The sequence below is a fragment of the Pseudomonas sp. NY15463 genome (genome assembly GCF_048068415.1).
Classification (GTDB): Bacteria; Pseudomonadota; Gammaproteobacteria; order Pseudomonadales; family Pseudomonadaceae; genus Aquipseudomonas; species Aquipseudomonas mosselii_C.
Genome location: NZ_JBLUQD010000004.1, coordinates 435,933 through 449,628 on the forward strand (window position 1 = coordinate 435,933; position 13,696 = coordinate 449,628).

At 65.1% G+C, this 13,696-nt stretch carries 10 protein-coding genes; 9 read left to right on the top strand and 1 reads right to left on the bottom strand.

The annotated features are described in order from the left end of the window. Positions 1–40: 40 nt before the first annotated feature. Positions 41–1,387, bottom strand: coding sequence for a type VI secretion system-associated FHA domain protein TagH (gene tagH, locus ACNFIC_RS12715; RefSeq protein WP_416781129.1), 1,347 nt, complete (start codon positions 1,385–1,387; stop codon positions 41–43). Between the two features lie 394 nt (positions 1,388–1,781). Between tagH and tssA the strand changes: the two genes are divergently transcribed. From tssA to ACNFIC_RS12760, 9 genes are all read left to right on the top strand, one after another. Further along, positions 1,782–2,819, top strand: a complete 1,038-nt coding sequence (gene tssA, locus ACNFIC_RS12720) for a type VI secretion system protein TssA (RefSeq protein ID WP_138219384.1) — start codon at positions 1,782–1,784, stop codon at positions 2,817–2,819. A 73-nt stretch (positions 2,820–2,892) separates the two neighbouring features. Further along, positions 2,893–3,408: a type VI secretion system contractile sheath small subunit gene (gene tssB / locus ACNFIC_RS12725; RefSeq protein ID WP_166885209.1), complete on the top strand. Its 516-nt coding sequence runs from the start codon at positions 2,893–2,895 to the stop codon at positions 3,406–3,408. An 11-nt stretch (positions 3,409–3,419) separates the two neighbouring features. Continuing rightward, complete coding sequence (tssC, locus tag ACNFIC_RS12730; RefSeq protein ID WP_138219386.1) at positions 3,420–4,913, top strand: type VI secretion system contractile sheath large subunit; 1,494 nt, start codon at positions 3,420–3,422, stop codon at positions 4,911–4,913. Between the two features lie 136 nt (positions 4,914–5,049). Further along, complete coding sequence (locus ACNFIC_RS12735; RefSeq protein ID WP_138219387.1) at positions 5,050–5,538, top strand: Hcp family type VI secretion system effector; 489 nt, start codon at positions 5,050–5,052, stop codon at positions 5,536–5,538. A 137-nt stretch (positions 5,539–5,675) separates the two neighbouring features. After that, positions 5,676–6,191: a type VI secretion system baseplate subunit TssE gene (gene tssE, locus ACNFIC_RS12740; RefSeq protein ID WP_138219388.1), complete on the top strand. Its 516-nt coding sequence runs from the start codon at positions 5,676–5,678 to the stop codon at positions 6,189–6,191. After that, positions 6,188–8,050 carry a type VI secretion system baseplate subunit TssF gene (tssF, locus tag ACNFIC_RS12745; RefSeq protein WP_416781130.1) on the top strand — a complete coding sequence of 621 codons (1,863 nt, stop codon included), beginning with the start codon at positions 6,188–6,190 and terminating at the stop codon, positions 8,048–8,050. Before tssE ends, tssF begins: the two co-directional genes overlap by 4 nt. Then, a complete protein-coding gene (gene tssG / locus ACNFIC_RS12750) occupies positions 8,014–9,063 on the top strand; it encodes a type VI secretion system baseplate subunit TssG (RefSeq protein ID WP_138219421.1) in 1,050 nt (349 codons plus the stop codon). The genes tssF and tssG overlap by 37 nt, the downstream gene beginning before the upstream one ends. Beyond that, positions 9,056–11,731, top strand: a complete 2,676-nt coding sequence (gene tssH / locus ACNFIC_RS12755) for a type VI secretion system ATPase TssH (protein WP_416781131.1) — start codon at positions 9,056–9,058, stop codon at positions 11,729–11,731. Before tssG ends, tssH begins: the two co-directional genes overlap by 8 nt. Before the next feature lie 11 nt (positions 11,732–11,742). Further along, complete coding sequence (locus ACNFIC_RS12760) at positions 11,743–13,671, top strand: type VI secretion system Vgr family protein (protein WP_138219391.1); 1,929 nt, start codon at positions 11,743–11,745, stop codon at positions 13,669–13,671. Positions 13,672–13,696: the final 25 nt, after the last annotated feature.

Consider the following 13,696-nt stretch of genomic DNA (forward strand, 5'->3'; position numbering starts at 1 on the left):
CATGACGTCGTGTGTTCTTCCTGTGCCCCGGGCGGATGCCTCAGGGGCGTTGCAAACGGCTGCTGTGGGCTTCGTAGGCGCGGCTGAACTCGCGGCCGAACAGGTCCTGGAAATCGTCCTCGGCCTCACGCGAAATCTGCCCGTAGAGCGCGGTAAACTGCTGCCAGCAATGCGCCTGGCGCGAGCCGCCGAACAGCTTGGCCAAGCCTGCTGCAGGCGCCAGGCGCTGCTCCAGGCGGGCCGGTTCGAAGCGACTCAGCAAGTGCTTGAGCGCGGCCTCCACGCCCGCCATCACGGCCAGTTGGTGGGCCCGCAAATCATCGAAGCTGTCGCGTACGGCGCGGTCCGGCGCCATGAACGCCTGATTGCCATGGCGCAACAGCAGCAGCAACGCTTCGTCGGCGTTGGGCGCGAATTTCAGCGGATTGTTCTGCACCGGGGCGATGCTGGTCTGCTGCATGCGGAACTCGCCCTTCAAGCTGCTGCGGGCGCGCAGTACGTCGATCAAGCCCTCGACCATCAGGCGGTAGCTCTGGCCGATGGCCTGCATCTGCGCAGCGGCATCCACCGCGTCGATGCGCAGGTGTTCGATGCCGGCGCCACGCAGGAACGCCTGCAACAGTGCATCGCTGTTGGCGGCGGGAGCGGGCGGCGCAGCGCCTGGCGGTACCGGCGCAGCAGCCACAGGCGCGGGCACCGGTTCTACCACGGGAGGCGGCACGACCGGCGCTGGCGCAGGCGCAGGCGTTTCGTCGAACAGGTTCCAATCTGCTGGAATCACCCCTGGCGCGGTGGGCACCGCAGGCGGCGGCGCGACCGGGGCTGGAGGGCGAAAATCGTGTTGCTGGGCCGGGACATGGTCGGCCTGGCTGGCCGGCGGCAGGCTGGAAGGCCCGAGGAAATCGAACAGGTCGGGCAAGGTATCGTGGTTCGACGCGCCTTGCAGGAAAGCCGCAGGCGCACCGCTAATCGGTGTACTCGGCGTGATCGGCGCAGCCACCTGATTGGCCATCAGGGCTTCGAAGCTCTGCGCTTCAGGCTGCCCGCCAAGGGCAATGCTACGCCCCGCATCGATACGCGCCTGGATTTCATACTCGCCAATGCGAATAACTTCGCCATCCATCAACGGCTCGCTGTTGCCGCGGCGCAGGCGAATACCAGCGTTGACCAACTCCACACCGTTGGTGCTGTTATCGGTCAGATAATAACGGCCATCTTTGAACTGGATCACACAATGCTTTGAAGATACCAAGCGTTCAGGATCCGGCAGTACCCAGTCATTATCCGCCGCACGACCAACAGTGATGGCACCGGTTTCCAGCAACTTCTCCGGGCATTGCCCAGGGGTGATCTTGTGGTAACTGGTGATAGTTAGGCAAAGTGCCATCATGCCTCCGTGCATATATGTAATTCGCGATTCCATTCATTTGAATGGCTCGACGAGCCTGCGCTCCCGCCTGGCAAAAAGCCCAATGAATACTGGGCTATACGCTCAAAATCAGACATTGTGAGGCAGCGATCGATGAGACGATCAAGGCACTTTGACAGTACCCGCCCAATGGACAGCGCACCTGCCAACGGGTTCACATCGGTCACTCGCGGCGCGTAGCTTACCTTGACACTTGTTTACAAATAAACCATAAATGCGCAACTTCTGAATGCCCGAGTGATATCATCATGATGTCACTTTCGCGTTCTTTGACAAGTTTGTGCGTTAGTTCACAAAATTAACTTCGCGCAAACAAAGCCCCACCACGGGCCGATATGGAGATCGAATTCTGGTGAACTCGCCGCAGTTGCTCGCCGCTGTTTCCGCAGACTTTCCCTGTGGTGACGACCTCGAATACGACGCCGATTTCCTGCAATTGGAGCGTGATGCCCAGGGCCGCCCCGAGCGTGTAATGGGCGACGCTGTGCTGCCGGCCGAGCCGCCCCAGTGGCGCGATATCGAGCAGTCCTGTAACGCCCTGCTGCAACGCAGCAAGGACCTGCGCATCACCCACTTCCTGGTGCAGTCGAACCTGGCCCTGCATGGCCTGCCGGGCCTGGCGGCGAGCCTCGAACTGATCCGCGACCTGCTGAACGAATACTGGCTCTACCTGCACCCGCAACTGGACGCCGCAGACGACAACGACCCCACCGTGCGTATCAACGCGCTGGCGGGCCTGACCTGCGACACCAACATCGGCCTGCTGCGCGACGCAGTGCTGGTGCGCTCGCGCGCGTTCGGCCCAGTGACCCTGCGCGCCGCCTTGCACGCCGCTGGCGTTCAGCATTTCGCCAGCGAACAGCTGAGCCCCGAAGAGCTGGCCGCCGCCCTGCGCGACGCCGAGCCCGAACAGCTGCAACAGAGCCTGCAAGCGCTGCAACGCGCCCGCGAGGCCCTGGACAGCATCGAGAGCCGGGTCAACGAGCAGGTCGGCTCGGCCAGTGGCGTCGACCTCTCGGCCCTGCGCCAGCCGCTGCGCCAGGTGCATCAAGTGCTGGCCGACTACGCCCCGGACGGCGCAGCAGCGCAGCCAGGCAGCGATGACAGCCAGGCTGAGCACGCCGACGAATACGTCCAAGCCGCGCCTCAGGCAGCCGCACCCCGCCCAGCCGCACGCCCTGGCGAGGTGAGCAGCCGCGAGGACGTAACGCAAAGCCTCGACCGCCTGTTGCAGTACTACGCCCGTCACGAGCCATCCAGCCCGCTGCCGGTGCTGCTGCGCCGGGCAAAGAATCTGGTCAACGCGGATTTCGCGACCATCGTGCGCGACCTGATCCCCGATGGCATGTCGCAATTCGAGAACCTGCGCGGCCCCGAAGGCGACTACTGACGCCTTCAACGCCGCATAAACACCGACGCCCGCAACGAACAGAGCCGCCGCACCGGCGCCCAGGAGGAACAACGTGGCGAAAGACAGCTCCCAGAAATTCATCGCGCGCAACCGCGCGCCGCGGGTACAGATCGAGTACGACGTCGAGCTGTACGGCGCCGAGAAAAAGGTCCAGCTGCCCTTCGTCATGGGCGTGCTTTCGGACCTCGCCGGCAAACCCGCCGAGCCACTGCCAGCCGTGGCCGAGCGCAAGTTCCTGGAAATCGACGTCGACAACTTCGACTCGCGCCTGAAGGCCATGCAGCCACGGGTGGCGTTCAACGTGCCCAACGAGCTGACCGGTGAAGGCAACCTGAGCCTGGACATCACCTTCGAGAGCATGGACGACTTCAGCCCGGCCGCCGTGGCACGCAAGGTCGACGCCCTGAACCAGTTGCTGGAAGCTCGCACCCAGCTGGCCAACCTGCTGACCTACATGGACGGCAAGACCGGCGCCGAGGACATCATCCTCAAGGCCATCAAGGACCCTGCCCTGCTGCAAGCCCTGGCCAGCGCACCAAAACCCGCCGACACCGAGCCGAGCGCCTGAGGAGAGCCCCGATGAACGATCCATTGCGCGACACCCAGGCCCCCCAGGCGGCCACCCAGGACCCGAGCGAGTTCGCAAGCCTGCTGTTGCAGGAGTTCAAGCCCAAGACCGAGCGTGCCAAGGAAGCTGTCGAAAGCGCCGTGCGCACCCTCGCTGAGCAGGCGCTGGCGCAAACCAACCTGGTGTCCAACGATGCCATCGGCTCGATCGAACAGATCATCGCGGCCATCGACCAGAAGCTCACCGCACAGGTCAACCAGATCATCCACCACAACGATTTCCAGCAGTTGGAAAGCGCCTGGCGTGGCCTGCACTACCTGGTCAACAACACCGAGAGCGACGAGCAGCTGAAAATCCGCGTGCTCAACATCTCCAAGACCGACCTGCACAAGACCCTGAAGAAATTCAAGGGCACCGCCTGGGACCAGAGCCCGGTGTTCAAGAAGCTCTACGAAGAGGAATACGGCCAGTTCGGCGGCGAGCCTTACGGCTGCCTGGTGGGCGACTACTACTTCGACCAGTCGCCGCCTGATGTCGAGCTGCTCGGCGAAATGTCCAAGGTCTGCGCCTCGATGCACGCGCCGTTCATCTCAGCCGCTTCGCCGACGGTAATGGGCATGGGCTCGTGGCAGGAGCTGTCCAACCCGCGTGACCTGACCAAGATCTTCACCACCCCGGAATACGCCGGCTGGCGCTCGCTGCGTGAGTCGGAAGACTCGCGCTACATCGGCCTGACCATGCCGCGCTTCCTGGCCCGTCTGCCCTACGGCGCCAAGACCGACCCGGTCGAAGCCTTCGCCTTCGAAGAAGACACCGACGGCGCCGACAGCAGCAAGTACACCTGGGCCAACGCCGCCTATGCGATGGCGGTGAACATCAACCGTTCGTTCAAGCACTACGGCTGGTGCTCGCGCATCCGTGGCGTGGAATCGGGCGGTGAAGTGCAGGGTCTGCCGGCGCACACCTTCCCCACCGACGACGGTGGCGTGGACATGAAGTGCCCGACCGAGATCGCCATCTCCGACCGCCGCGAGGCCGAGTTGGCCAAGAACGGCTTCATGCCGCTGCTGCACAAGAAAAACACCGACTTCGCCGCCTTCATCGGCGCGCAGTCGCTGCAAAAGCCCGCCGAATACGACGACCCGGACGCCACCGCCAACGCCAACCTGGCCGCGCGCCTGCCGTACCTTTTCGCCACCTGCCGCTTCGCGCATTACCTGAAGTGCATCGTTCGCGACAAGATCGGCTCGTTCAAGGAAAAGGACGAGATGCAGCGCTGGCTGCAGGACTGGATCCTCAACTACGTCGACGGCGACCCGGCGCACTCCACCGAAACCACCAAGGCCCAGCACCCACTGGCAGCCGCCGAAGTGGTGGTCGAGGAGGTCGAAGGTAACCCCGGTTACTACAACTCGCGCTTCTACCTGCGCCCGCACTACCAGCTCGAAGGGCTGACCGTGTCGCTGCGCCTGGTGTCGAAGCTGCCTTCGGCCAAAGGGGCCTGAGCCTGAACGGGGCCGCTGCGCGCCCCATCGCGGGAAAAGCCCGCTCCTACAGGATTTGTAGGAGCGGACTTGCCCTCGATGGGCTGCACAGCAGCCCCAATAGCACCGCCAACCGATTGAACACTCCGAGGACATCATGGCTGTAGATATTTTCATCAAGATCGGCGACATCAAGGGCGAGTCCCAGGACAAAGCCCACAAGGAAGAGATCGACGTGCTGAACTGGAGCTGGGGCATGTCCCAGTCCGGCAACATGCACATGGGCAGCGGCGGCGGCTCGGGCAAGGTCAACATCCAGGACCTGTCGATCACCAAGTACATCGACAAGTCCAGCCCCAACCTGATGGCCCATTGCTCCAGCGGCAAGCACATCGACAAGGTCAAGCTGACCGTGCGCAAGGCCGGTGGCGAGAGCCAGGTCGAGTACCTGATCATCAACCTCGAAGAGGTCATCATCAGCTCGCTGAGCACCGGCGGTTCGGGCAGCGACGATCGCCTGACCGAGAACGTGACCCTGAACTTCGCCAAGGTCACCGTTGACTACCAGCCGCAGAAAGCCGACGGCACTAAAGACGGCGGCGCGATCAAGTACGGCTGGAACATCCGCTCCAACGTCAAGATCTGACGAGGGCTGCCGTGCAGCCCTTCGCGGCGCAAGGCCGCTCCTACAAGGACCGAGCGCTTCTGTAGGAGCGGACTTGCGCCACGAAAGGGGCGCACAGCGCCCCAGCACTGCAACACCCCTAGGGAGAGATCACCGCCGTGGTAGCCGAAATCGCCAGCCGCGACCGCCTGCAGCCCTCGCTGCTCGATCGCCTTACCGACGACGATCCGGGCAACCCGCAGGAAGCCCCGGACAAGCGCGTGCTCAGCCTGCAGCAGCTCAAGACATCGGTGCTGCGCGACCTGGCCTGGCTACTCAACACCACCGCCCTGCTCGACCGCATCGACACCTTGAACACCCCGGCCGGTGCGTCGGTGCTCAACTACGGCCTGCCCGCGCTGGCCGGCAACAGCGCCTCGAACATCGACCTCACCGCGCTGGAACGCATCATCCACCAAGCCATCGCCACCTACGAGCCGCGCATCCTCGCCCACACCCTGAAAGTGCGCGCCCAGGCCGCACCCGGCGAGATGAACGCCAATGCCCTGAGTTTCGAGATCGAGGGCGACCTGTGGGCCCAGCCTGCAGCACTGCCGCTGCTGCTGCACACCGAGGTGGACCTGGAGTCAGGCCATGTGCGCGTGGCCCCCGCTGAACGCCGGAGACGTGCATGAACCCGCGCCTGCTCGAACTGTACAACCAGGAGTTGCAGCACATTCGCGAGGGAGCCGCCGAGTTCGCCCGGGAATACCCCAAGATTGCCTCACGCCTGACCCTGTCGGGCGTCGAATGCGCCGACCCGTACGTGGAGCGGCTGCTCGAAGGCTTCGCTTACCTGACTGCGCGGGTGCAGCTCAAGCTCGATGCCGAGTACCCGACTTTCACTCACAACCTGCTGGAAATCGCCTACCCGCACTACCTGGCGCCGACTCCGTCGATGACCGTGGTACAACTGCAAACCGACCCCGACGAAGGTTCGTTGGCGGCAGGTTTCGCACTGCCCCGCGGCAGCGTGCTGCGGGCGAACCTGGGCCGCAACTCGCAGACCCCGTGCGAGTTTCGCAGCACCCAGGACGTGACCCTTTGGCCGCTGCACGTGGCGCGTGCCGAATACTTCGGCAACCCCGGCGCGGTGCTCGGGCGCCTGGCTGCCAGCGAACCCAAGGCCCGCGCAGGCCTGCGCCTGACCCTACGCAGCGGCGCCGAGACCCCGTTCAACAGCCTGCCGCTCAGCCATCTGCCGCTGTATCTCAACGGCGCCGACGAAACCCCGTTCCGCCTCTACGAACAACTGCTGGGCAGTGCCTGCGCGGTGTTCGTGCGCCAGCCTGGGGCCGACTGGGTCGAGCGCATCCCGGTGCACGAAGCCCTGTTGCCGTGTGGTTTCGATGACCGTGAAGCCGCCCTGCCAGTAGTGCCCCAGGCCTTCCAGGGCTATCGCTTATTACAGGAATACTTCGCCCTGCCGCAGCGTTTTCTGTTCATCGACTTCGCCGGCCTGGAGCGTGCGGTCAAGCGCTGCGACGGGCAGGAGCTGGAACTGCTGGTGCTGTTCGAGCGCTTCGAGCAAAGCCTGGAAAGCAGTGTCGGCGCCAGCCAGTTCGTGCCGTTCTGTACCCCGGCGATCAACCTGTTCCCCCGGCGCGTGGACCGCATCCACCTGACCGACCGGGTCAATGAGCATCATGTAATCGCCGACCGCACCCGACCTACCGATTTCGAAATCCACTCACTGCAACAGGTGACGGGCCACGGCACCGGCCCCGACCAGTCGTTCCTGCCGTTCTACGCGGTGCGCGACCCGTCGCGCTATGGTCGCGACCAGGCCTACTACATCGTGCGCCGTGAGCCGCGCGTGTTGTCCAGCGAGCAACGGCGAAACGGCACGCGCTCCAGCTACATGGGCAGCGAGACGTTCGTCAGCCTGGTCGATGGCCAACAGGCGCCGTACCGCCACGACTTGCGCCAACTGGGCATCAGCGCCCTGTGCAGCAACCGCGACCTGCCACTGTTCATGAACGTGGGCGACGGACGCAGCGACTTCAGCCTGGCCGACAGCGCACCGGTGGCCGCCGTGCGCTGCCTGGCCGGCCCCAGCCGACCGAAGGCCAGCCACGCCCACGACAACCGCGCCTGGCGCCTGATCAGCCAGTTGTCGCTGAACTACTTGTCATTGGCCGAGCAGGGCCAAGGTGCCGCAGCCTTGCGGGAATTGCTGCGCCTGTACGGCGACCCGCACGACAGCGCCTTGCAGTTGCAGATCGACGGCCTGCGCGAGGTCAGCAGCAAGCCCTGCACCCGGCGCCTGCCGATGCCGGGGCCGATCGTCTTCGGCCGAGGCCTGGAGATCACCCTGACCTTCGACGAAAACGCCTTCCGTGGCACCGGCGTGTTTCTGCTCGGGGCGGTGTTCGAGCGCTTCCTGACCCGCTACGTGTCGATCAACAGCTTCACCGAAACCGTGCTGCGTACCAGCGAACGTGGCGAGATCATGCGCTGGACCGCCAAGCCCGGACGCAGGCCGACCCTGTGAACACGCTAGAGGCCATGCAGACCGAGCCCTGGGAGTACGACTTCTTCCAGGCCCTGCGCCGCCTTGAGGCGGAAAACCCAGCGCTGCCGCGCTTCGGCCACTCGTTGCGCCTGGCCGATGAACCGGTGCGCCTGGGCCAGCGCCTGGATTGCAGCTTCGCCCCGGCCACGCTGGCCTCGGTCACCGCGCAAGCAGACGGCCCGGCGCGCCTGGAGCAGTTCTTCTTCGGCCTGGGCGGGCCCAACGGCCCGCTGCCGCTGCACCTGACCGAGTACATGCGCGAGCGCCAGCGCAACCACGCCGATCCGACCAGCAAGCGCTTTCTGGATATCTTCCATCACCGCCTGCTGAGCCTGTTCTATCGCGCCTGGGCCGAGGCGCGGCCGACCGTCAGCCACGACCGTCCGGGTGATGACTACTGGGCGGCGCGCCTGGCCGCCCTGAGCGGTCGTGGCCAGCCTGAACTGCAAGGCCAGGGGCCGCTGGCCGACACCGCCAAGCTACATTGGTCCGGCCACCTAGCCGCGCAAACCCGTTACCCGGATGGCCTGTGCAGCATCCTGGCGGCGTATTTCGGCGTACCCGTGAGGCTTGAAGAGTACGTCGGCCAGTGGCTGGAACTGCCCGAACGCAGCCAACTGGGGGTGCGCGCCAACCGCCTGGGCGTCGACCTGTGCCTGGGCCGCTACGTGTGGGACCGTCAACACAAGTTCCGCCTGTGCCTGGGCCCGCTGAGCCTCGACCAGTACCACGCCCTGCTGCCCGGCGGGCAGGCGTTCGTCGAGCTGGCCGCATGGGTCGCCGAGTACCTGGGCCAGGAGCTGGACTGGGACCTCAACCTCATCCTCGCGCAGGCTCAAGTGCCTGCGCTGCAACTCAATGCTGGCCAGCGCCTGGGGTTCGATACCTGGGTCGGCCGCCCCTCGCACGATGCACGCGACTTGAAGCTTGCCCGGCACTACGCCGAGCAGCCGGTCGCCGCCCCACACACAAGGAGCCAGGACCATGGGTGAAATCAGCCGCGCCGCGCTGTTCGGCAAGCTCAACAGCGTCGCCTACAAGGCCATCGAGGCCGCCACCGTCTTCTGCAAGCTGCGCGGTAACCCTTATGTCGAGCTGGCGCACTGGTTGCACCAGTTGCTGCAACTGCAAGACAGCGACCTGCACCGCATCATCCGCCAGTTCAATGTCGAGCCTGCTCGCCTGGCGCGCGACTTGACCGACGCCCTGGACCGCCTGCCGCGCGGCTCAACCTCGATCACCGACCTGTCGTCGCAGGTGGAAGAGGCGGTCGAACGTGGCTGGGTGTACGGCAGCCTGATGTTCGGCGAAAGCCAGGTGCGCACCGGCTACCTGCTGGTGGGCATCCTCAAGACCCCGAGCCTGCGCAACGCGTTGCTGGGGCTGTCCAGCGAGTTCGCCAAGCTGAAGATCGACGCCCTGAGCGAGCGCTTCGACGAATACGTGGGCGATTCGCCCGAGAACAACCTGACCGCCAGCGATGGCTTCAGTGCGGGTGTGCCGGGCGAGGCCAGCGGTGCCGTGGCTCCGGCGGCGATGGGCAAGCAGGAGGCGCTCAAGCGCTTCACCGTCGACCTCACCGAACAGGCCCGCAGTGGCAAGCTCGACCCGATCGTCGGCCGCGACGAGGAGATCCGCCAGTTGGTGGACATCCTCATGCGCCGACGCCAGAACAACCCGATCCTCACTGGCGAGGCGGGCGTGGGCAAGACCGCGGTGGTCGAAGGCTTCGCCCTGCGCATCGTCGCCGGCGACGTGCCTCCAGCGCTCAAGGACGTCGAGCTGCGCAGCCTGGACGTTGGCCTGCTGCAAGCCGGCGCCAGCATGAAAGGCGAGTTCGAACAGCGCCTGCGCCAGGTGATCGAGGACGTGCAGGCCTCACCCAAGCCGATCATCCTGTTCATCGACGAGGCCCACACCTTGGTCGGTGCTGGCGGCGCTGCCGGCACGGGCGATGCCGCCAACCTGCTCAAGCCCGCCCTGGCGCGCGGCAGCCTGCGTACCGTGGCCGCCACCACCTGGGCCGAGTACAAGAAACACATCGAGAAAGACCCGGCCCTGACACGACGTTTCCAGGTGGTGCAGGTGGACGAGCCGAGCGAGGCAAAGGCGCTGCTGATGATGCGTGGCGTGGCCTCGACCATGGAAAAGCACCATCAGGTGCAGATCCTCGACGAAGCCCTGGAAGCTGCCGTGAAGCTCTCGCACCGCTATATTCCGGCGCGCCAGTTGCCAGATAAATCGGTCAGCCTGCTCGATACCGCCTGCGCCCGCGTGGCCATCAGCCTGCACGCCGTACCGGCCGAGGTGGACGACAGCCGCCGGCGCATCGAAGCGCTGCAAGTCGAATTGCAGATCATCGCCCGCGAAACGGCCATCGGCGTAGCCACCGGTCAGCGCCAGGCCCAGGCCGAAACCCTGTTGGCCGAAGAGCGCGAGCGCCTGACCGCACTGGAAAGCCGCTGGGCCGAAGAAAAGGCCCTGGTGGACGAACTGCTGGCCACCCGTGCGCAGCTACGCGAGCAGGTGGGTGTGGTGGACCAAGAGGTGGACGCCCAAGGCAGCCATGCGCTGCGCGAAACACTCATCGACCTGCAACAGCGCCTGGGCGAACTGCAAGGTGAGCGCCCGCTGATCCTGCCGACCGTGGATTACCAGGCGGTGGCGTCGGTGGTCGCCGACTGGACCGGCATCCCGGTGGGCCGCATGGCGCGCAACGAGATCGAGACGGTGCTCAACCTGGATACGCACCTGGCCAAGCGCATCATCGGCCAGGACCACGCGCTGAAGATGATCGCCAAGCGCATCCAGACTTCCCGCGCGGGCCTGGACAACCCGAACAAGCCGGTCGGCGTGTTCATGCTCGCCGGCACCTCCGGGGTGGGCAAGACCGAGACCGCGCTGGCCCTGGCCGAGGCCATGTATGGCGGTGAGCAGAACCTGATCACCATCAACATGAGCGAGTTCCAGGAAGCCCATACCGTGTCCACCCTCAAGGGCGCCCCGCCTGGCTACGTGGGCTACGGCGAGGGTGGCGTGCTGACCGAAGCGGTGCGCCGTCGCCCCTATAGCGTGGTGCTGCTCGATGAGGTGGAAAAAGCCCACCCCGACGTGCACGAAATCTTCTTCCAGGTATTCGACAAGGGCGTGATGGAAGACGGCGAAGGCCGCCAGATCGACTTTCGTAACACCCTGATCCTGCTCACCACCAACGCCGGCACCGAGCTGATCGCACGCACCTGCAGCAACCCGCAGGCGCTGCCCGACCCGGAGACGGTGGCTACATCCTTGCGCCAGCCGCTGCTGGAGATCTTCCCGCCCGCGCTGCTCGGCCGCCTGGTGACCATCCCCTACTACCCGCTCAGCGACGCCATGCTGCAAGCCATCACCCGCCTGCAACTGGAGCGCATCCGCAAGCGCGTGCAAGCCACCCACAAGGTTGGCCTGACCTACGATGATGGCGTGGTGGAGCTGATCGTGTCGCGTTGCACCGAAACCGAAAGCGGTGGCCGAATGATCGACGCCATCCTTACCAACGGCCTGCTGCCAGACATGAGCCGCGAGTTCCTGACGCGCATGCTCGAAGGCAAACCGTTGGCCAGCGTGAGCATCAGCCGCCGCGACAACGACCTGCACTATGACTTCGGCGCCGCCGACTGACAGGAACGATCATGCTGTTCAAGCAGTTCACGCGCCTTGCGCAGATCAACAGCCCACTGGGGCCGGACAAGCTGATCCTTGCCGAAATGGGCGGCAGCGAGGAACTTGGCCGGCTGTTCGACTACGAATTGCAGGTGACCAGCGACGACCCGGCCATCGACCTCAACCAACTGCTGGGCAAGCCCATGAGCCTGAGCGTGCAGGTCAGCGTGGGCAACTCGCGGCACTTTCACGGCATCGTCGCGCGGTGCAGCCAGTCGGTGGACCGCGGCCAGTTCGCCAGCTACCGGGTGACCCTACGACCGTGGCTGTGGCTGCTGACGCGCACCAGCGACTGCCGGATCTTCCAGCACCTGAGCGTGCCGCAGATCGTCAAGCAGGTGTTCCGCGACCTGGGCTTCTCGGACTTCGAAGACGCCCTGAGCCGCACCTATCGCGAGCGTGAATACTGCGTGCAGTACCGCGAGAGCAGCTTCGATTTCGTCAGCCGGCTGCTGGAAGAAGAAGGCATCTACTATTTCTTCCGTCACGAGCAGGAGCGCCACGTGCTGGTACTGGCCGACGCCTATGGCGCGCACCAGACCGCACCGGGCTATGCCAGCGTGCCGTACTACCCGCCCGACGGCCAGCACCGAGAGCGCGATCATATCAACGACTGGCACTTGGCCCAGGAAGTCCAGCCGGGGTCGTTCGAACTCAACGACTACGACTTCCAGCGCCCCAGCGCACGCATCGACGTACGCTCGGCCATGCCGCGCCCGCACCAGGCCGGCGACTACCCGCTGTACGACTATCCCGGCGCCTACGCGCAGACCCAGGATGGCGAGCACTATGCGCGCACGCGCCTGGAGGCCCTGCAAAGCCTGCACGAACGTATCGAGCTGCGCGGCAATGCCCGCGGCCTGGGCAGCGGCCACCTGTTCAGCCTGGAGGGCTTCAGCCGCCAGGACCAGAACCGCGAGTACCTGATCGTCGCGGCGCGCTACTACGTGCATCAGGAACGCCTGGAAAGCGGCGGTGGCAGCGGCGGACCGCAGTTCGAAAGCAACCTCAGCTGCATCGACGCGCAGCAAAGCTACCGACCGGTCGCCAGCACCCTGCGGCCTATCGTCAAGGGCCCGCAGACCGCCGTGGTGGTAGGCCCGGCTGGCGAGGAGATCTGGACCGACCAGTACGGGCGGGTGAAGGTGCACTTCCACTGGGACCGCCACGACCAGTCCAACGAAAACAGCTCGTGCTGGATCCGCGTCTCCCAGGCCACGGCAGGCAAGAGCTGGGGGGCGATCCAGGTGCCGCGGATTGGCCAGGAGGTCATCGTCAGCTTCCTCGAAGGCGATCCGGACCGCCCGATCATCACCGGAAGGGTCTACAACGCCGAACAGACGGTGCCCTACGACCTGCCCGGCAACGCGACGCAAAGCGGCATGAAGAGCCGTTCGAGCAAGGGCGGTACGCCGGCCAACTTCAATGAAATCCGCATGGAGGACAAGAAGGGCGCCGAACAGCTGTACGTGCACGCCGAGCGCAACATGGACAGCGTGGTGGAGCAGAACCAGACGCTGTCGGTGGGGATCAGCCGAGTCAAGACCGTGGGCCTGGTGGAGGTCGCGACCATCGGCCAGGACCGTATCCGCACGGTGCGCCAGCATGACACCTTGCAGGTCGGCGGCAACAAGCGCGACAGCGTTGGCGCCAACTACGTGATGGACGCTGGCGACAAGATTCGTCTGGTGTGCGGCAAGAGCGTGATCGAGCTAAAGGCCGACGGCACAATCAACATCAGTTGCGAGAACTTCAATGTGCATGCCGGGGAGAACGGTATCATCAACACCGGTGGCCAGCTCGACCTGAACCTAGGCGGCGGCCCGGTGGCCAAGACGTCCGGGCAGGGCGACAAGGGCGAGATCAGCGGGCGGGTGGAGCAGGTGTTCAAGAAGTAGCCACCCGCTTGCCTGGGCTGCCCCC

What these genes read in the sequence shown, in the direction of transcription:
- tagH (WP_416781129.1), bottom strand. Translation starts at nt 1,387, where the DNA reads ATGGCACTTTGCCTAACTATCACCAGTTACCACAAGATCACCCCTGGG.
- tssC (WP_138219386.1), top strand. Translation starts at nt 3,420, where the DNA reads ATGAACGATCCATTGCGCGACACCCAGGCCCCCCAGGCGGCCACCCAG.
- ACNFIC_RS12735 (WP_138219387.1), top strand. Translation starts at nt 5,050, where the DNA reads ATGGCTGTAGATATTTTCATCAAGATCGGCGACATCAAGGGCGAGTCC.
- tssF (WP_416781130.1), top strand. Translation starts at nt 6,188, where the DNA reads ATGAACCCGCGCCTGCTCGAACTGTACAACCAGGAGTTGCAGCACATT.
- tssH (WP_416781131.1), top strand. Translation starts at nt 9,056, where the DNA reads ATGGGTGAAATCAGCCGCGCCGCGCTGTTCGGCAAGCTCAACAGCGTC.
- ACNFIC_RS12760 (WP_138219391.1), top strand. Translation starts at nt 11,743, where the DNA reads ATGCTGTTCAAGCAGTTCACGCGCCTTGCGCAGATCAACAGCCCACTG.